At 67.9% G+C, this 19433-nt stretch carries 17 protein-coding genes and 1 pseudogene; 10 read left to right on the forward strand and 8 right to left on the reverse strand.

Annotated features, from left to right (window positions below):
* Positions 1-22 precede the first annotated feature (22 nt).
* On the reverse strand, positions 23-727 hold the full coding sequence (locus PCC79_RS08560; protein ID WP_232550177.1) for a response regulator: 705 nt from the start codon (positions 725-727) through the stop codon (positions 23-25).
* Positions 724-1584, reverse strand: a complete 861-nt coding sequence (locus PCC79_RS08565) for a sensor histidine kinase (RefSeq protein ID WP_232550176.1) — start codon at positions 1582-1584, stop codon at positions 724-726. The genes PCC79_RS08560 and PCC79_RS08565 overlap by 4 nt, the downstream gene beginning before the upstream one ends.
* A 119-nt stretch (positions 1585-1703) precedes the next feature.
* Here PCC79_RS08565 and PCC79_RS08570 point away from each other — a divergent pair, with 119 nt between their 5' ends.
* The 4 genes from PCC79_RS08570 to PCC79_RS08585 all read left to right on the forward strand — a co-directional run bounded on the left by PCC79_RS08570 (position 1704) and on the right by PCC79_RS08585 (position 4949).
* Positions 1704-2411, forward strand: coding sequence for an ATP-binding cassette domain-containing protein (locus tag PCC79_RS08570; protein ID WP_342373573.1), 708 nt, complete (start codon positions 1704-1706; stop codon positions 2409-2411).
* Complete coding sequence (locus PCC79_RS08575; RefSeq protein ID WP_232550174.1) at positions 2408-3136, forward strand: ABC transporter permease; 729 nt, start codon at positions 2408-2410, stop codon at positions 3134-3136. Before PCC79_RS08570 ends, PCC79_RS08575 begins: the two co-directional genes overlap by 4 nt.
* On the forward strand, positions 3133-3891 hold the full coding sequence (locus tag PCC79_RS08580) for a hypothetical protein (protein WP_232550173.1): 759 nt from the start codon (positions 3133-3135) through the stop codon (positions 3889-3891). Before PCC79_RS08575 ends, PCC79_RS08580 begins: the two co-directional genes overlap by 4 nt.
* A gap of 194 nt (positions 3892-4085) precedes the next feature.
* A complete protein-coding gene (locus PCC79_RS08585; RefSeq protein ID WP_232550172.1) occupies positions 4086-4949 on the forward strand; it encodes a hypothetical protein in 864 nt (287 codons plus the stop codon).
* Between the two features lie 329 nt (positions 4950-5278).
* Here the strand turns inward: PCC79_RS08585 and PCC79_RS08590 are convergent, their stop codons facing one another.
* Positions 5279-6847, reverse strand: coding sequence for a recombinase family protein (locus PCC79_RS08590; RefSeq protein WP_232550171.1), 1569 nt, complete (start codon positions 6845-6847; stop codon positions 5279-5281).
* 36 nt (positions 6848-6883) lie between these two features.
* Here PCC79_RS08590 and PCC79_RS08595 point away from each other — a divergent pair, with 36 nt between their 5' ends.
* From PCC79_RS08595 to PCC79_RS08605, 3 genes are read left to right on the forward strand one after another with little or no spacing between them, the layout of a single operon-like run.
* Positions 6884-10063, forward strand: coding sequence for a toprim domain-containing protein (locus tag PCC79_RS08595; RefSeq protein WP_342373574.1), 3180 nt, complete (start codon positions 6884-6886; stop codon positions 10061-10063).
* Positions 10012-10365, forward strand: a complete 354-nt coding sequence (locus PCC79_RS08600; RefSeq protein WP_342373575.1) for a hypothetical protein — start codon at positions 10012-10014, stop codon at positions 10363-10365. The genes PCC79_RS08595 and PCC79_RS08600 overlap by 52 nt, the downstream gene beginning before the upstream one ends.
* Positions 10366-10390: 25 nt before the next feature.
* Positions 10391-10987 carry a hypothetical protein gene (locus PCC79_RS08605; protein WP_342373576.1) on the forward strand — a complete coding sequence of 199 codons (597 nt, stop codon included), beginning with the start codon at positions 10391-10393 and terminating at the stop codon, positions 10985-10987.
* Positions 10988-11037: 50 nt separating this feature from the next.
* Here PCC79_RS08605 and PCC79_RS17400 read toward each other — a convergent pair.
* The 4 genes and pseudogenes from PCC79_RS17400 to PCC79_RS08635 form a co-directional block, all read right to left on the reverse strand.
* A pseudogene (locus tag PCC79_RS17400) lies at positions 11038-12256 on the reverse strand (IS3 family transposase).
* Between the two features lie 71 nt (positions 12257-12327).
* Positions 12328-12993 carry a GAP family protein gene (locus PCC79_RS08625; protein WP_232550278.1) on the reverse strand — a complete coding sequence of 222 codons (666 nt, stop codon included), beginning with the start codon at positions 12991-12993 and terminating at the stop codon, positions 12328-12330.
* Entirely contained in the window at positions 12990-13583 is a 594-nt protein-coding gene (locus tag PCC79_RS08630; RefSeq protein WP_232550279.1) for a TetR/AcrR family transcriptional regulator, read from the reverse strand. Before PCC79_RS08630 ends, PCC79_RS08625 begins: the two co-directional genes overlap by 4 nt.
* Before the next feature lie 25 nt (positions 13584-13608).
* Positions 13609-15111, reverse strand: a complete 1503-nt coding sequence (locus PCC79_RS08635; RefSeq protein WP_232550280.1) for an MFS transporter — start codon at positions 15109-15111, stop codon at positions 13609-13611.
* A 232-nt stretch (positions 15112-15343) separates the two neighbouring features.
* Here PCC79_RS08635 and PCC79_RS08640 point away from each other — a divergent pair, with 232 nt between their 5' ends.
* The 3 genes from PCC79_RS08640 to PCC79_RS08650 all read left to right on the forward strand — a co-directional run bounded on the left by PCC79_RS08640 (position 15344) and on the right by PCC79_RS08650 (position 18489).
* Positions 15344-16279 carry a hypothetical protein gene (locus tag PCC79_RS08640; protein WP_342373577.1) on the forward strand — a complete coding sequence of 312 codons (936 nt, stop codon included), beginning with the start codon at positions 15344-15346 and terminating at the stop codon, positions 16277-16279.
* A 406-nt stretch (positions 16280-16685) separates the two neighbouring features.
* Positions 16686-17384 (forward strand): hypothetical protein, encoded by a 699-nt coding sequence (locus PCC79_RS08645; RefSeq protein ID WP_232550204.1) that lies wholly within the window; start codon positions 16686-16688, stop codon positions 17382-17384.
* Positions 17377-18489 (forward strand): XRE family transcriptional regulator, encoded by a 1113-nt coding sequence (locus PCC79_RS08650; protein ID WP_232550203.1) that lies wholly within the window; start codon positions 17377-17379, stop codon positions 18487-18489. The genes PCC79_RS08645 and PCC79_RS08650 overlap by 8 nt, the downstream gene beginning before the upstream one ends.
* Positions 18490-18583: 94 nt before the next feature.
* On the opposite strand, the gene PCC79_RS08655 is transcribed toward PCC79_RS08650, so the two are convergent.
* On the reverse strand, positions 18584-19414 hold the full coding sequence (locus PCC79_RS08655) for a hypothetical protein (protein ID WP_232550202.1): 831 nt from the start codon (positions 19412-19414) through the stop codon (positions 18584-18586).
* Positions 19415-19433 lie beyond the last annotated feature (19 nt).

Here is a 19433-nt window from a genome sequence, read left to right on the forward strand (position 1 = left end):
GGCGCTGATCTGGTCGGAGGATTCAGGCGCGGTTACTGTGCGTGCTGGGGATGATGAGTCGGTGTTCGTAGGCGGCGATGACGAGTTGGGCGCGGTCGCGTGCGGCGAGTTTGGATAGCAGGCTGCTGATGTGGGTCTTGACGGTGTTGTGGGAGACGGTCAGTTCGGCCGCGATGTCATCGTTGGAGAGTCCGCGTCCGATAAGGGTGAGCACTTCGGTCTCGCGCGCGGTGAGTTGTTCGGGACCGCGTGATCTACCTGACGTGCGGTGGTCGAGGTAGTGCTCGATGAGGCTGGTGAGGATCGTCGGCGCGAAGAGAGATTCGCCGTGGTGGACGCGGCGGATGGCGTCGATGAGCTGGTCGGGTCGGGCGTCTTTGAGAACGAACCCGCTGGCACCTGCCCGCAGTGCACCGTAGACGTAGTCGTCGAGTTCGAACATGCTCAAGACCAGTACGCGTGTGTGTGCGAGTTCGGGGGTGTTCGTGATCTGCCTGGTGGCCTCGATCCCATCCACCTCGGGCATGCGGATGTCCATGAGCACGAGGTCCGGCCGCAGTTCGCGGGCAGCAGCGATGGCCTCAGCACCGGTTCCTGCTTCACCGACGACCGAGAGGTCGGGTTCCCGGTCGATGGCGATGCGCAGGGCGTGCCGGAGCAGGGCTTGGTCATCGACCAGGAGCAGGCGCACACCGGGTCCCGGTGACGAGGGCGCGAGGGGAGTCATGCGGCTTCCTCGGGGATGTGTGCCATGAGCCGGAAGCCCGCTCCCGTCGATCCCGTGGTCAGGGTGCCGCGGTGCACGGCGAGCCGTTCGCGCAGTCCGCGGAGCCCGTTCCCGGTGCCGCTATGGGGGCTCCAACCGGGGATGGGGCCGTCGTCGCGGGCATCGACGGCGATGCCGGTCGCGTCACGCTCGATCGAGAGGCGAACGGTCGTGGTCCCGGCGTGCTGGAGGGCGTTAGCTAGGGCTTCGCGGACGGTGGAGCAGACGGCGAGCTGCACGCCGGCTGGAACAGTGCCGAGGTCGCCTTGCTGGAATTCGACCGTGAGCCCGGCACGCTGCGCACTCTCGATGATGCCCGGAAGATCGGTGAGCGCGTCGACCGGCCGCAAGGGAGCAGTGCCGTCGTCGCCTGTCCGCAAGAGCGCGAGCATGCCGCGCAGTTCGGTGGTGGTTTCGCGTCCCACGCGCTCGATGTCGCTGAGTGCCTGGCGTCGCTCGCCGTCCTCCTTGTCGTCGGTGAGGTTCGCGGTGGCGGCACGCACGGTCATCAGTCCCAGCCCGTGGGAGGCGAGGTCGTGCAGGTCGCGGGCGATCCGCAGCCGCTCAGCCTGCACGGCCTTCTCGGCAGCCCACTCGGTCAGACGTTCCTCGTAGGACCGACGCGCAGCGCGGGTGCGCAGCAACGCCCATGTCGTCACCCCAACCGCCGCCGCGAGGATGAGAGAAAGCGCAGCGATCAGATAGGGGGCACTCGGCTCCAGCGCGAGCAACACGAGCAGGAGCACGACGAACACGCCCGCAGCGATCAGCCATGCGCGCGACCCCCAGGAAGAGGACGGCTTTTCAACGTGCTCCATGCTCCTCAATCTTAGGAAGCGGGCTCGGAGCTGTCCTCACCCCGTGGTGTGAGAACAAGCGGACAAGACCACCCCTGACTGTGGTGTGCCTGCTCGCGTGCCCTGCTGGCATGGAGTGCATGCTTACCTTCGAACATGTGAACAAGCGCCGCGGTGCCCGCGACATCCTCACCGACATCACCTTCCATGCCCGTCCCGGCCGGGTCACCGGATTCCTCGGCCCGAACGGCGCAGGAAAGTCCTCGACACTGCGCATTCTGCTGGGTCTGGACCGTCCCACCTCCGGGCAGGCGCTCGTGGACGGGCAACGATTCGCGTCGCTGCGTGACCCGCTGCGCAGTATCGGGGCGGTCCTTGACGGGTCCGGCGCGCATCGCTCGCGCACGGGCCGGGCCCACCTGCGCTGGGTCGCTCGCTCGGCAGGTATCGGCAACGCCCGTGTCGAAGAGTTTCTGGAGCTGGTCGGGATCGCCGATGCCGGGAACAAGCGGGTGTCTACCTACTCGCTGGGCATGGGCCGACGTCTGGGACTCGCCGCCGCGCTGCTTGCCGACCCTGGGGCTCTGGTGTTGGACGAGCCGGTAAACGGCCTGGACCCCGAGGGCATCCGCTGGATACGGCTGTTCCTGCGAGAGCAGGCCCAAGCTGGACGGACAGTGTTGCTGTCCTCGCATCTGATGGGCGAGCTGGCCGAGACCGTCGATGACGTCGTGGTCATCGTGGGTGGGCGCATCGTCGCAGACGGCACGCTGGCCGAGGTCACCGGGAACCACAAGAATCTCGAAGACGCGTTCTTCGCGCTCACCGGCGACCGGGGTGCACGATGAGGGCGCTGCGCGCGGAGCTGTCCAAGCTCGCCACGCTGCCTTTTGTGTGGCTCGCCGTCGCCGCAGGCCTCATCGTTCCCACCGGGATCGCCGTCATCACCAGCCTCACGACCACACCAGGATCGGACACAGGTTTCTCCGAACTCGCCATCGGCGTGCTCGGCGCGATCATCCTCGGCGTCGCCGCGATCGGCAGCGAGTACACCGCCGAGGGCGAGGAGTCCGCGGGCAGCCGACAGATCACCACCACCCTCACCGCCGTTCCCTCCCGAGTCCGCTTGCTGCTCGCCAAGGTCATCGCGGTCGCCATCGCCACCGCGGTCCTCGCCGTCGTCGCCATCGCTCTGGTGTTCGCAACTGTCCACCTCCTGCTCGGCCCGGATGCTCCCGCGCTCGACGGTGACACCTTCGCCCGAGCAACTGGGGCGGTCGTCTACTGGGTGCTGATGGCGCTGCTCGGGTTCGGCCTGACCGTGCTCACCCGCAACGGCATCATCCCGATGGCCGTCCTGGTCGCGAACTCCTCCGCAGTCACCGTCACCTACCTACTCGCGCAGAGCATCCCCGCTGCCAACTATCTGCCGGACCTGGCCGGGATGCGCATGTTCACCACCGTGAGCACCAGTGTCGAGATCGCCCCGCTCACCGGCGGGCTCGTGATGGCCGCCTGGGTCATCGCGCTTCTCATCGCCGCTGGAGCCGTGTTCACCCGGAGAGACGCATGACCACGACCACCGACTTCCGCACCCCCGCGACAGCATTCACCGACGCCGTGCGCGCCGAGGCATCCAAGCTCTGGTCGTTGCCTGCAACCTGGCTCGTGCTCGGCGGGACGCTCGCGCTCACCATCGTGCTGTCCATCGCGTTCGGTACGAGCGCGAACATCGGCCCCGACCAAACGGTGAACATCCTGGACTACGGCGTCACCGCCGTCACCTGGACACAGTGCGGCTTCTTCCTCCTCGGCGTCATCGCCAGCACCTCCGAATACATCGGAGGGCAGATCCGCACCACCCTCATCGCCATACCCGACCGAATCACTTGGCGACTGGCCGCGACCGTCGCACTCGTGCCCATCACGTTCGCCGCCGCTCTGCTCATCGTCGCGACAAGCATCACCACCATCCTTCTCACCACAGGCGTCCCCATCGCCGAGGCCGACCTCGACGTGGCCGCGCGAATCATCCCCAGCGCCGCTGGCTACCTCACCCTGATGGCAGTCCTCAGCTCAGCTCTCGGGCTGCTCATCCGCAAAGCCATCCCGGCCGCAGCGATTCTGCTGGTGTACCTGCTCATCCTCAGCCCACTCCTGCAAGGCCAGAACTGGTACTTCCTCCCCGACATCGCCTCCTACACCCTCTGGTTCGCCAGTGTCCCCGACACCGCACCTCCCGCGATCGCCTCCTGGGCCGTCGTCCTCGCCTGGACACTCGGGTTGCTGATCCCGTCAATCATCATCGCCAACCGACGCGACACATGAGACACGGGACGGGGTAAACCTCCGCAGCAAGGCGTTGGCAGGGCCGTCGGACGGACTTTCCGGCAAGCCGTCTCGCACCGACAGGACGGCCGAGCATGTCGCGCTTCCACTGATGGACGGCGGGTGTAGGGGCGCTGTGGCGCGCGTCCTGGTTTGGGTGCTGGTGGCGCACCTCCTTCACGGGAGGCGTCACCGTGACCGAACACACCCCACCCGACCCGAGCGACGATGCTGCGGCCCCGACCGACTCAGCCAGTAGGAAGTTCGAGAGCCCCGAACGGCTGCGTGCCCTGCTGATCCGGCTGCACCAGACCGGGCCTGGGGCCTGGCAGGGCGATCGTGAAGCAGCGGAGCTGATGCGATACACGGCAGCCAGGTATCAGCGGCTGGCCCGTAAGCACGGGCTGGATGCCTGGGAGGTTGCCTCGGCGGCGTTCGAGGTCATGCTCGCCCCCTCAACGCGGAAAGCCTGTAATCCCTGGGCGGTGGTCACTCGCGCCGTGCAGATCACCTGCGGCGTCGAGGTTCGGGCTGCTGGGATGCTGGTCTCCACTGGCAAGGTCCGGCACACCTCCCGGATCGCTGGATTCCACGACGCCATCCGGTTCACTGAACGAGAGCACCTGGCCGACTACCACCCTGCCTTCGCCGTCACTGCCGAGACCGACGACGAAGACGAGTCACAGGACGGCGACCGCGTCCGGGTCGCTACAGCCCTGTCGGACACAGTGGAGTTGTTCGCCTCGACGGGGTGGGATGCCGGGATCGTGGCCGACTGCGTAGAGCATGTCGCCTACCGGCTTGGCGATCTGACCTCACGGGCGAACGCGGTGGAGGTGCTACGCCGCGACCACACGGTTCCTGCGCTGCTGGGTGTGCCGCCGAGGTCATGGTCCGCGTTGTTGCGGATCGTGCTGGGGCACCCCGACCCAAAGCACGCCGGTACTGCGACCGGCGACGGCGTTCTGCTTCGTCTACTCAGTGGCGAACCCCTGGACTCGCTGCGCTGTGACACCGGCCTGTTGGCCGCGATCTGGGCCGCGAAGCCACACGAGTAAGCCGGCCCCTGCGCCTTGACGGTGCGCGGGCGGGCGGGGCGTCGCACCTGTCAGTATGAGAACCCCGACCGCCACCCCCGCGACCTTCTCCCCGCCACCGACAGGACCGACCGGCTCGACGCCGGGCGCCCGCCTGGCAGCCGCCTCCCGCCACGCGCAAGGCTTGCCCTCAAAAGTGAACGATCCGGCTGTGCTGGCCGAGCTACGGGGGCTGTGCGCGGCACCTCGGTCCACGGCAGGAGCCGTGACCGGGGCACAGGAGAGCTCCGTACCCTGAACCGCTTATCGGTCAGGACGCGGGGCCGACAGCGCCCTGCGAGATCCAGTGGCTAGGCGCGCCAGACGAACTCGACCCTGTGCGCGAGAACGTCGGCACGGTACGCGGCACGACGAACATGGAACGCCTCGACACTCTCGTTGCGGCGACGAGCTGGGGTCGCACCATTCGTACCCTCTGGTAGCGCATGAACGAGCACGGCCTCCAAGATCAGGCTCGCCGCCTGGTACTGCCACAGCGGGGTGCGACCAGTCCACTCTTTGGCGACGGTGGTCCTGTCGATGCCTGGTCCGGTCTGTTCAGGTAGGGCGGCGGCGTACTCGCGCCGGGTGTGTTCGATCCGCTCGGCGATCCGCGCGCGCTGACGCACCCACATGGCCTTGTCGATCAACCCGTCGTAATGGTCATCGTCTAGTCGGGCCAAGCGTTCCCGGTCGGCGTCGAGCCTCGCGGCAAGTCCGACTCGCGCCCCCATGTCAGCAGCGGGCGTCGCTCGCTTCGACGGGCTGAGGGTAATCTGCTCGAACGTCGCCAACACCGCCTCCTCCACGAGCTTGGAAATCTCGGCCGAGCGGATCGAACGATTGCAGCCGCCACGCGTGGGCTGGATGCACTGATACACCACGCCTCGGTGGAGCATCGCCCGCCCGCAGGCCGAGCAGCGGATCAGACCTGAGAACGGGTACATGCGCTTCGCCGCCCCAGTACCGGGCTGATGGAAGTTCCGGGCCTGTTTCCTCGCGTCGAGCACGTCGGAGACTTGCTGCCAGGTGTCCTCGTCCACAATCGCAAGCCACGCCGCCTTCACCTGCATCTTCGATGTCTTCGCACGGCTTCCGTCCGGCATCACGGGTCGGTACTCGCGCACGCCCTTGTTGGAAGGGTTGCGGAGCATCAGTTTCAACGTCCGATCCGACCATGCACACTCTTGCGTCGTTCGGATGCCGCGCTCGTTCCAGTCCTTCCGAATCCTGTATAGCGAGTCACCGGCCAGCACCCGCTGGAACGCTTCAACCACCAGCGGTCCCGTCACCGGATCGATGACGAGGACACCGTTCTCGGCGCGATATCCGAACGGCACCCGGCCGCCGTGCCAGGCACCCTCGATGGCCTGCTGCTTCGCCGCCCTCGCCACACGGCGAGCGGTGTCTGCTGAGGACTTGTTCGCCATCGCCACCAGCACCCGCGCCATCGCTACATCCGAGTCCGTGTCCAACCGCAGCGAGCCGGTCACGGAGCGGACGGAGAATCCGCTGAGCACCTTCGCATCAATGAGGTCTTCCAAGTCCCTGGGGTCGCGCACCGCCCGATCCAAGTCATACGCGATCATCACCTGCGCCTCACCAGCGTCAAGGTGTTTGAGCATGGCGCGGAACTGCGGGCGGATCACTCGTCGCACCCGCTCACCTGAGGCCAGCGTGATCGTGCGCTGCTTGAACGCCGACGTGTCATTCTCACGGAACACTCCCGCGACTTCCCACCCGTGAGCTGCGGCGTAGGCCCGGCAGTCCGCCTCCTGCCGATCCACGCCGCGCTCGGTGCCCTCCGGGTCGTCGCTGATCCTGACGTACACCACCGCCCGCAACTGTTCCGTGGCCTGTGCTTGCTCGTTGTGGCCCATGCTTCGGCCCCACCTTCCTACTTGTGTGAGAGGTAGGTGCGTTTACAGAACCTCGGCTACGCCTCCACCATCCACACCGCCCAGGGCATCTCGGTCGACACCACCCACGGCGTCCTGTCCGGCGGCGAATCCCGCCAGCTGCTGTACACGATGATGACCCGCGGCCGCGAAGCCAACCACGCCTACTTGGCCGTGGTCTCCGATGGCAACGAACACACCACCTTCGCCCCAGAAACGGTCAGCCCGCTCACCCCCACCGACATGCTGGAGAAGATCCTCGGCCGCGACGACACCCCCGTCTCAGCGACCACGCAGACCCGGATCGCCGCCAACCCGGCCACCCAGCTGGCCGATGCCACCCGCCGCTACGCCGACGCGATCGGCGTAGCGGCCGCGCAAATCACCGACCCCGACCTCCTCCGCCACCTCACCCGCCGCATCAACACGATGGTGCCCGGCATCACCGACTGCGACGCGTGGCCCACCCTGGTCAACCGGCTCCTCCTCATCGCCGCCGACGGCCGCGACCCCTTCGCAGAAACCCAACACGCCCTCACCAGCAGCCCGCTCGGCGACGCCCGCGACGAAGCGTCCGTCCTCGTCGCCCGCCTCCAGACCCGCACCCGCGACCGGGGACCGTTGCCGTGGCTGCCCGGCATCCCGACCCGACTGGCCGACCACCCCACCTGGGGTCCCTACCTGAGTGCTCGCAGCACCCTCGTCGGCGCGCTCGCCGACCACGTCCGGCAGGCGACCCTCAACGGTGCGAGCCAGCCCGCGTGGGTGCGGTCCTCCAGCTGGACGCCGCCAATCGCTCTGGTGGCCGATGTCGAGGTGTTCCGCGCCGCCACCGGTGTCGACGCCGCCGACCTGCGGCCCACTGGGGACCCGCAGTTCCAGAGCACCATCCGCCGCTACCAGACCGGCTTGGACCGCCGCCTGCGTGAGGACCACTCCCCCGCCCTGGCCGAATGGGGACCGCTGCTGGCCGACCTGTCCGCGACCATCACCGCCGACCCGTACCTGCCCCAACTGGCCCGCCAGCTCGGCTACCTGTCCAGCCACGGCACCCAGGTGCGGCCCCTGCTGGAAGCCGCCAGCGTGCAGCCGCTGCCCGATGACCACCCCGCTGCCGCCCTGTGGTGGCGGATCGCCGGCCAACTCGACCACGCCCAACGCACCGGCGAACGGCGCACCCCCGACCAGTGGCTGCCCGAACTCACCACACGACTCGGCGCCCACGCCGCAGCGATGCAGGCCAGCCCGTGGTGGGTCACGCTCGTGGACGCCGTGGACCGCGGCCTGCAGCGCGGCTGGCCCCTGGACGCCCTCATCAGCCCACACCAGGTGGGCGACATCCAGACCCTCATCGAGGACGTCACCCGCCTCGCCGACAGCCACGACACCCCCGCCGACGCCCTCGAGACCGACGCGCCACCCGCCGACCTGTGGGACGACTGGACCCCCGCCAACCCGATCCTCGTCGCCAACCCCCACGAACAGCACGCCCCGGGCGAACTGGCCGCCAGCGAGCCCGCCCACGTGCCCGAGCCCCCGCTGGAATGGGACGGCGACGACCTCACCGTGGAGGCGCTCATCCGCACCGGCCTACGCCTCGACGCCGACCCCGCGGACACGATCCGTCTGCTCGACCAGGCCGACCAGTGGCACGACAGCCCCGCCAGCCAGGAACGGCTCGAACTGGTCAACGAGCTCACCGCCCGCTTCTACCAGCACACGTTCACAAGCAGTTGGGCGCGCGCGTACCTCACCGACCGGTTCGGCGTCGACGTCCACGACCACCCCGACCTGCGGCCCGGACTCGCACCAGCCGGCTGGACCAACCTGGTCGACCACCTGCGTGGCCACGGCATCACCAACCAGGAGATGCTCACCGCCGGCGTCGCCACCACCGCCCGCAACGGGAACCTGATCGACCGGTTCCGTGACCGGGTCATGCTGCCCATCCAAGACGACCAACACCGCGTGCTCGGGTTCGTCGGACGCCGCAACCCCAACAGCACCGACGAGCAGGCACCCAAGTACCTCAACACCCCCGACACGCCCCTGTTCCACAAGGGCAACCAGCTCTACGGCGCCACCCACCTCCTCACCGCAGACCCCACCCGCATCCCCGTGCTCGCCGAAGGCCCCATGGACGCCCACGCCATCACCCTCGCCAGCCACGGCCGCTACATCGGCCTGGCCCCCCTCGGCACCAGCCTGACCAACCTGCAAGCCACCCAACTCGCCAACCTCGACCGCACCCCGATCATCGCCACCGACGCCGACCTCGCCGGACGCCTCGCCGCCGAACGCGACTACTGGATGCTCACCCCCCACGGCCTCGACCCCCGCTACGCCATCCTGAACCCCGGCACAGATCCCGCCGAACTGCTGGCCACCGGCCAAGCCGCCGCCCTCAACCACGCGCTCACCCAGGCCGGACCGTTGGCCGACGTGCTCATCAACGAGCGGATCAGCAACCTGCCCACCCCCGACGCCGCCCTCGGAGCCGTGGCCGTGCTCGCCGCCCAGCCCCCGACCGGTGGGAGGACGGCGTCCAAGCCCTCGGCGACCGGCTCGGCCTGCCCGCCGGTTTCCTGCGCGGCACCCTCAAGGACCACGTGCGCGCGTGGAACACCAACGCCCGCCGTGCCGCCGACAGCCAGCTCGCCCGCCTGCACGACGTCAAGCAGCGGCTCACCCCCGCAGAAGAGACCCACGAAACCCCCGCCGACCGGCCCCAAGCCGCCACACCGACCATCGAACGCATCCCGACCCGCCCCGGACACGACCCGCGCGGACGCGGTCGCTGACCTACCCTCAGACCAACCCCCACAGGAGCACACCCCATGGACGCCCCCACCCTCACCGCCACGGCGGCCGCCACCATCAGTGGCGTCCTGCTGGGTGAGTACCAGCGCCGACGGCTCACCACGCTCACCTACCGCTACCCCGAAGAGACCACCCAGGCCTGGCCCGAGCCCAGCCCCCGCCGATGGGTACCCCTCGCCCTGGCCGGCGTCCTCGGGGCGCTCACCTTGGGCTACACCGCCACGGGGGAAGCCGTCCACCTGCTCCACCTGTACCCGCTCGCGATCGCCGCACCGTGGCTGGTTGCCGTCGACGCCGACGTGCACCGCCTGCCCTACCGCACCACCATGCTCACCCTCATCGCCAGCGTCCTCGGCGTCGTGGCCACCGCAGCACTGACCCGAACATGGCTGCTCGCAGCCGTCGCAGCGCTCGGCTGGGCGATCAGCTACGGCCTGTTCTGGGTCCTGCACAAGGCCGGTCGGGGTGGTCTCGGCTACGGCGACGTCCGCCTCGCCGGCCTCATCGGACTCACCACCGCCCCCCTCAGCGCCTCAGCCACCTGGCTGGCGTTCCTCCTCGGCACCCTCACCGCCGCCGGGTGGGCGTTCACCCGACCCCGCCAGCCCGGCAGCCGCCACGCCTACGGCCCCTGGCTCCTCCTCGGCTGGCTCGCCGCCACCCTCATCCCCCTCCCCTAAGACAGAACAGAAAGGGGTCACGCGCATGACCACCGACTGGCTCGACAGCCACGACATCTACACCACCGTCCGCACCAGCTGGGCCACCCGGCTCACCCAACCCACCGAGTACGGCATCGCCGACGCGCTCGGCCAGGACACCACCCGCCAGGTCCTCACCCGGCCCGCCTTCGCCGCGGTCTACCTCCAAGCCGCCACCGTCGGCGTGTGCGACGCCATCCTGTCCCGTGGCCACGACCACGCCCGCACCGTCATCCAGCAGCCGCGCCTCCCCCAGCCCACCGTGGACGACTTCGACCTCACCACCGAGATCCCCACCGTCCACCAATGGATCCTCGGCAGCCTCACCGGGAACAACCAACAGACCGAAGCCGCGATCAGCCACACCCTCACCACCGCCCCCAACCCCACCGATGCTGCCGTCCGGCACGCGATCGCGCTCCTCCACGTCGGCAGCCTCGCCGCCACACCCGCCACCCGACGCGCGGATCAGCCCCACACCCCCGGCACCGCCGACGGAGCCGCCCAAGCCATGGCCCCGCTCAACGCCAACATCGCCGAGCTGCGCCGCCTCGGCGGACTCCCCCCAGCACCCGAAGAATCCAGCCCGCACGGCCACTGAACCCCGCCGCCATGAGGTTGACCCCGAATCCCGGACAGGTGGTTGTTTGGTCAGGCGGCTTGGAGGGCCGTCTGGTCGGCCTGTCGGGCCAGGTGGTGTTCGTACTGTAGTGGGCTGAGGTAGCCGATGCTGGAGTGGCGTCGGCGGGCGTTGTACCAGGCGTCGATCCAGGTGTAGGCGCCGCGGCGGGCGGCGCCGATCGTGGCGAACACGTGCCGGTGGTAGTACTCGTTCTTGAACGTTGACCAGAACGATTCGGCGGCCGCGTTATCCCAGCACACCCCGGTGCGTCCCATGGAGCGGAGCAGGTCCAGCTCGCCGCACAGGTCGGCCAGCTGCTGGCTGGTGTACTGGCAGCCCCTATCGGCGTGGAAGATGACTTTGCCGGGCAACTCGCCGCGTAGGGCGACGGCCTGGCGGAGCGCATCCTCGACCAGGTCGGCCCTGAGGTGGTCGCGACGGTGCGGCCCAGGACCCGGCGGGTGTGGCCGTCACGGACGGTGCACAGGTAGGCCCAGCCCTCACCGGTGGCCAGGTAGGTGATGTCGGAGAACCAGGCGGCATCGCGGCGGCCTTGGTCGAACCGGCGCTTGACCAGGTCGGGTGCCGGGTCGGGGTTCGGGCCGGGCACCGTGGTCGGGGGATGCCAGGTACGCGGGCTGATCCCGGCTATCTCGGCTTGCCGCATGCATTTCGCGACCGTCTTGACCGACACCGTCTCCCCGGCGTCGCGCAGGTCGTGCAGGATCCTCGGCGCCCCGTAGGTGCCATCAGAGGCCTTGTGGAACTCCACGATCTTGCTGGTCAGCTCAGCCCGCCGTTGCTCGGCCCGGGTACGCCCGGCCGCTTGGCGCCGACACCATTCGAAGTAGCGGCGCCGATCAACCTTGAGCAGCCGGCACATCCGGCTGATCGTGTAGTTCGCCTTCTCCGCGTCGATCACCTCGAAGCACTCCTGCCGGGAGTGTTCTTCGCTGCGAAGAAGGCTGCGGCTTTTCCCAGGAACTCGTTGTCCAACCGCAGCTCGGTGTTCTCCCGCCGCAGCCGCTCCAACTCGGCCCGCTCCGAGGCGTCCAGCGGCGCCTCCGGTGGGGCACCGATCCGGTCGCGCTCCTGCTGGACCCAGCGGCCCAACAGCTGCGCACCCACGTTGATCTCGCCGGCGACCGTTGCGATCGTCCGGTCGGTGTCGATCACCAGATGCGCGGCCTCCCGCCGATACTCCGGCGTGTACGTCCTTCTCTTCCTCGTCGATCCCATCGAGGACATCCTCTCCGGCGGTCCCCGACAAGGGAACCCGCCAAGACGGTGTCCGGGTTACGGGGTCAACCTCACGTGGGTCATCGGATGAGAAAGATGAGGATGGCCAGGCTCGCGGCGGCTGCGGTGAAGTACAGCGCGGCGATCTTGCCGCTGGGCTTGGTGTGACCGGTGGCGTAGCGGTTGTAGAGGGTTTGCAGCCGGGCTCGGAGGCGGTCTTGGTAGAGCAGGCCGATGATCAGGACCGCGAGGGTCGGCAGGGCGTAGATCGCGGTGTAGCCGATCAGCACGGGCACCGCGGTCTCGGGGCCGATGCCGGTGTCGATGAGGCGTTCGACGGCCAGGAACATCGGGAACGCGTTAGGGATGTCGCTGATCGTGGCGACCAGACCGAGCGGAAGCGCGGTCCAGGCGTTCACCCAGGACGGCAGCCCGTACCCGCGCCGGGGGCGCGCGGTGAACCGGCGGACGCCGAGAACGATGAAGACCACCGTGATGATCGTGAACAGGATGCGACGCAGCCACAGCGTCAACCCGTCCAGCCAGGTCTCGGCGGCGTTGAGCCCGAAGTAGAGCAGCAGCGTGAAGGTCCCGAACGTCACGAACGCCCCGACCGCGTACGCCCACCCGGTGGCCGCGGGCCGCTTGGCGGCCAGCAGGATCACCACGACGATCCAGATCGTGGAGACGTTGACCGAGTCCAGCAACGCCAAGCCCACCAGGGTGAGCAGCAGCCCCACAGTCACCGCGGATCACGTGCGCCGCCCCCGCCGGATGTGCCGGGTGCACTGGGGGTCTCGGTCGTGTAGGCGAGGGTGGTGAGGTGGTTCGCGATCCTGGCCCGCATAGAGGGGTGCAGGGGTGTGGTGAGGGACTCGATGAGCCAGAGCCCGTCGGCGGCCAGGCGGGCGATGAGCTGGCTCAACTCACCCGGGGAGATGTCTGCATGCTCGGGCAGTGGCGGGGTCCACCGGGCCAGGACCCCGTTCCAGGGGGCGTGCATGGCGGGGTCGTTGACGGTTTCGAGCATCAGCAACAACTCGGCCCGGGTCGCGCTGTGGGTCGCGACCTGGGCGTAGGCGGCCAGACGCTCAGCATCACTGGCCCGTTCGGCGGGTTTGCCCGCGGCCTCGGTGAGAGCGGTCTCCCACTGTTCGGCGAGGTGCTCGTGCAGCGCCTGCAGCATGACCTCGCGGGTGCCGAAGTGATACAGCAGCCCGCCTTTGGTCATGCCCGCGGCCTCGGCCACGGCCTCGAAGGTCACCGCGGTGACCCCGCCGGCCTCGATCACCCCCAGGGCCGCATCGAGGATCTCGGTCCGCTTGCTGGGACGCATAGCCTCTGCCTCCACTCCCGCCCGGTCAGTGGTTGCCCGAGAAGGCCTGCGACTGAGTCCCCGGCCCGTGGTGGCGCAGCAACCGTCCGGTGACCGCGGCCCCGACCGCCAGGACCACGGCGAGGATGATCATCGTGACCAAGAACCCGGTGTCGAAGGCACTGCTCGCCGCCTCGATGATCGCCCGGTCCCCGCCCGCTGTCGCCAGCGCATCCGACAGGCTCTCGTGCGCACCCTCCGGCGCGCCGGCCGGGAGCCGCACGGTGGTGGTGTAAACGAAGGTGAGCAGGCTGCCCAACAACGCGACAGCGGTCAGGGACCCGAACTCATACGACACCTCCTCGACCGAGGACGCCATCCCGGCACGGCGGGCGGGCACATTGCCCACAATCGCGGTCGAGGCCACCGACATCGCCCCACCCAGCCCGGCGCCGGTAACCAGCAGCCCGGCAACCAACACACCGAACACGTCGGCCTGCACACCGATGAGCACCACGACCACCCCGAGCGAGGCGACCGCAAGGCCCCCGGCGATCAACGGCAGCAGGCCGATCCTGTGCAGGAACGCCCCGCCCAACAGCGCGGTGGGCAGCGACCCGATCGCGACCGCCGCGACCAGCAGCCCGGCCTCCAGGGGGGTGAAACCCTCCACAAGCTGATACCGCTGGGTCGTGACCAGCTGGGACCCGCCGATCGCGAACATCGAGAACGCCGCCGCCAGCACCCCGGCGCTGAACGCGGGATTGCGGAAGATCGAGAACTCCAGCAGCGGCTGCTCCAAGCCCCGCTGACGGCGGACGAACAGCACCGACCCGACCACCGCGGCCACCAAGCCCGCACCAACGATCACCCAGTTCTGCGGGGAATGCGCGAGCTCCTTGATGAAGAACACCGCACCCACCAGCGCGACCATCGCCTGCAACGACGACACCAGGTCCCACCTCTTGGACGGGTCGGGGTCGTTGGGCGGTGCGATCAGCACCGCCGCGATCAACGCGGCGATCACCACGGGCACGTTGATCAGGAACACCGAGCCCCACCAGAAGTGCTCCAGCAGCACCCCGCCCACGATCGGGCCCAGCGCCGCACCCACCACCGCAAGGCTCCCCCACACCGCGATCGCGAAATTGCGCTCACGCTCAACCTCGAACGAGACCCGGATCAGCGCCAGCGTGGCCGGCATCATCGCCGCCGCGCCCACCGCCAGCACCGCACGCGCCGCGATCAGCAGACCCGCCGACGGCGCGAACGCCGCCCCCAACGACGCCACCCCGAACACCACCAGACCGATCAAAAACATCCGCCGGTGCCCGATCCGGTCCCCCAGCGTGCCCGAGCCCAGCAACAGGCCCGCCATCACCACCGGATAGGCGTTGATGATCCACAAGCTCTGCGACCCCGACGCCCCCAACTCCTCGGTCAACGTCGGCAACGCCGTGTACAGGATCGAGTTGTCCAGAGTGATCAACAGCAGCCCCGCCGCCACCGTCACCAGCAGACCCCACCGCTGCCGCTTGCTCAAACTCACGTCATCACACCTTTCCGGAACCGAACTATCACCACCCGTAACTATACCATACGTACGGTACAGTTACGACTGGTGATAGGTGGCCGGGCTCCACACCAGCCTTGAACGCACAACCCGGACCCTCAGAAAGACACCGAAGCGGACAGCGCGCACGCTCCCCGAAGACTGGCCTGAGCATCACCACGACCAGATCGACGCCTTCCGGAAGTCGCATGCGCAATCACACCCAGAGTTGATCGCTGCAACCACCCACTGGCCTACGGCCAATGCAACCATCCGCACCACGATCCTCACCACCCTGACCACCACCGCCCCGTGGCTGGTCCGCCACTTGGTTGAGGCCCTCCTCGCCCTCGACCCCACCGACGACGAGCGGGCCCAGGCCCGCACCGCCATCCTCACCACCCTGACCACCACCCCGGAGATGGTCCGCGACTTGGTTGCTGCCCTCCCCGCCCTCGACCCCACCGACGACGAGCGGGCCCAGGCCCGCACCGCCATCCTCACCACCCTGACCACCACCACCCGCCCGTGGCTGGTCCGACGCCTGGTTGAGGCCTTCACCGCCCTCGACCCCACCGACGACGAGCGGGCCCAGGCCCGCACCGCCATCCTCACCACCCTGACCACCACCACCCGCCCGTGGCTGGTCCGACGCCTGGTTGAGGCCTTCACCGCCCTCGACCCCACCGACGACGAGCGGGCCCAGGCCCGCACCGCCATCCTCACCACCCTGACCACCACCACCCGCCCGTGGCTGGTCCGACGCCTGGTTGAGGCCTTCACCGCCCTCGACCCCACCGACGACGAGCGGGCCCAGGCCCGCACCGCCATCCTCACCACCCTGACCACCACCACCGCCCCGTGGCTGGTCCGCCGCCTGGTTGAGGCCTTCACCGCCCTCGACCCCACCGACGACGAGCGGGCCCAGGCCCGCACCGCGATCCTCACCACCCTGACCACCACCACCCGCCCGTGGCTGGTCCGACGCCTGGTTGAGGCCCTCACCGCCCTCGACCCCACCGACGACGAGCGGGCCCAGGCCCGCACCACGATCCTCACCACCCTGACCACCACCAACCCGGAGATGGTCCGCCACTTGTTGGAGGACTTGCGACTGCTCACAGCGGCTTCAGAATTGCTCACGCTTCTGCCGCTAGAGAGTTGACCGATACGGCGTCGAGTCGTGCTGATCTGAGCGAGCAGTGGTGGGGGGACGGCGTCCAGAACCGACCGGTTGTCCGATCGTCGACAAGATGAGACGTACCTCCGCTCAGCGGTACGTACATGCGACGACCACCACGTGGGGAAAGTGAGACATCCACCGGCTTCTCGAACGAATCAGGTCTCGACCATCTTCGACCCTTCGGAAATGTCGGTCCCCTCCAAGATGATGGCCTTCATGACCTTGAAGGATTCGGGCTTGCCCGTCTAGGTCACCCTCGCTGGCAGTGGCGACCCGACGCATCTAGCGAGCGCTGCCCATCACTGAAGCAGCAGTGCGCGATTCATGTGGCATACTGAAGTCGGGCAGGCCGCCCGAGGCCTCAGCCAAGGCTCAAGGAGGCCAACTGATGGTTCCGAACTCTCCTACCCATGCACTCGGCGATCAATCCGACGGCGTCCGGGCCCTGATGATCGATGTCGTGCGCGACGCGCACGACCGCTTTGCCGCAGCGCACCAAGCTTCGGGAACAAAGTACGGGATGGCATTTGGTAGCCAATGGCGCGACCTCCTCGACGATGCTTGCGATGCACTAAGCGCGCGAGGGTTCAACTCCCACAAACTGCCTCCTGGCGGCCACAAGGTCGGCATCGTGAACGGCTGCCTGATCTACGTGTGGCGCGTCCCCGAGGACTCGAACGCGATCGCGAACTTCGCCTCCAGCCCCACGCGTCAGAACGGATTCTTTGCCCCCACGCCCCCGGCGATGCTGTGGGAGCCCACCTTCGACGAAACCATTCCCCTTGAATCGTCCGTCGACGCGGACGGCACGGAGTCCACTGCCACATTGATGGCTGCCGTCGACGACCCGATGCCAGTGGTGCTGATCTTGGTCCGCTCCGTTCCATGGCAGCTCCAGAAGATCGAGTGGGCAGTCGCGGGGCTCAACGCCGATGGAACGGTTGAGTTGCACGGCCTCGAGGCCATCTGGGAGCCGGAGCTCGACGCCGGCGATCCCACGTCCGACGTGGAGGCTTTCGACAGCGGTGCGCCGACCGAGCCTGTCGTGGAGCTCCAGAATCAGGATCGGCCGGGGCCCGATGCGTGAGGATCCGCCCAGCCTATTCGACCTGCCAGTTCCCACTGGCAGCAGGTTCGAGCCCGCCCGACTGACCCAAGCCCGGGTCCGGCTCGGCATCAGCAAGGCTGACCTCGCGGCCGAGGCGAGCGTCTCTCCGGCCGCTATTGGCCAGTACGAGGCCGGGATCAACTCCCCCCGGCCAGAGGTCATCGTGCGGCTCGCCAAGACCCTGCAGGTGCGCCCCGAGTTCTTCTCCGTCGGCCGCCCGTTGGCACGCATTGACAGCGTGAACCCGCATTTCCGTAGTCTTCGCGCGGCCCGGGTCAGCGACCGACAGAAGGCAATAGCCACAGCAACCCTGATCTGGGAACTCGCCTTTGCTTTGGAGCGCTACGTCAAGCTCCCTCAGGGCGACCTACCGAGCATCCCGACTGGCTCAACGCCTGCAGAGGCGGCGGCCATGCTACGTCACCACTGGAGCCTGCCGGATGGTCCCGTGAAGCACCTCGTTGCGACCGCTGAATCCCACGGCATCATCGTGGCGGTACGTCCCCACAGCGAGGTCGCCAACGTCGACGCCTTCTCGGTCATGATTCTCGAACGGGCGATCATCGTCACAACGCCTCGCCGGACCGAGAACGTCTTCAAGCATCGCTTCTCCGTAGCGCATGAGATCGGGCACCTCCTCCTACACGGCGATGTAACCGAGCCAACAGCCATGATCGAGAAGGAGGCCGACGCATTCGCCGCAGCGCTCCTGACCCCTGCGTCAGCGATGGACGCCACCCTGCCACAACGCCTCGATATTGCGGCACTGACCAAGCTCGGCCGAACCTGGGGTGTTGCACCAACATCGCTGGTCCGGCGCATGGTCGAGCGGGGCCGCACGACCGAGTCTTCGGCACGACGGGCGTACCAGCGCCTGTCCGCCGTTTACGACGGTCAGGCGGATCCAGCTGCTTCATACCCGGGGGAGGTGCCGACACTGCTGAAGAAGGCCGCCGAACTCGCCGGGGACCATGGCGCACCGTTGCCTGTACTCGCCGACGCGTTGAAGATCAGCCCGGTGCTGGTGCGCGACTTACTCGGGGAGCCGGATCAGCGGCCAGCCCTGCGGCTCATTGTGGGATAGCGACACGGCACCACGGTTCGAAGGCATGTGGCAGCGCCCGCCAGAGGGTCAGATCATGGGAGTGAGCCCTATTGAATCGCGGAGGAAGGCCACCCTATATGTCCCAGTCCGGTTGAGGCTCAATCCCGATCGCCGCGAGTTCCACCTCGTCCAGTTCCAAGCCACAGACACCACACAACAGCTCCATCGCAATTGCCCACTCCAGGCTGGTCTCGCCAGGCCCTTCGTACTCACCCCAGACGTCAAGTTGGCCCAAAAGCCACGCCTGACTGTCGCAGGCAGGGCAGCCAATCTGCTCCAAGTAATCGTGCCTCGGAGCCTTAGCTAGATCCTCCTTAGCCGCGCGAATAAGGGCCTGTTGCGTTGGATTCTTACCGTCGAACCAAGAGTGAAACCTATCGCCCGCCTCCTTGATCTTCTTCCTGGTGCGAACCTGCAGATCTCCGAATGCTTCTGCCATGACCTTCGCGACTTCCTCTCCCAAGAAGTCGTCCTCAGTGAGCCCGACGACTGGGAACACCATGCGAATCCATGCAGCAAGAAGATCCGGAATCTCGAGTTCGTCAGCTGGAGTGATGGCCATGTGAACGGCGCCGTTGCGGAGACTAAGGATCCTTCGCGCCGCCTCTGACTTAGGGCGACACGTGGCAGCCTCCGACATCTGAAGCGCTCGCATCGCAGCGATCGTTCGCATGTTCGCCATCGCGGTGGGATCGACAGACCCACCTAATCGAAGAACAGCGGCTTGGGACTCAAGATCGTTTGGTTCCACGAGTAGAGCAGGCGCAACTGCAGCAACTGTAGCCTTGCTGAGGAATTCGACGAACGCGCCGGCGTGGTACGCGCGCTCCAAGCCGACCGCCATGGCCTCGCCGTCGAATCCCATGAAGCAGCCACGTGCGTGGTGGACTGCGGCGTCGAGCAAGTGAGCCGCTAGGTGCGGT

The sequence above is a fragment of the Propioniciclava soli genome (genome assembly GCF_038502305.1).
GTDB classification, from domain to species: domain Bacteria; phylum Actinomycetota; class Actinomycetes; order Propionibacteriales; family Propionibacteriaceae; genus Propioniciclava; species Propioniciclava soli.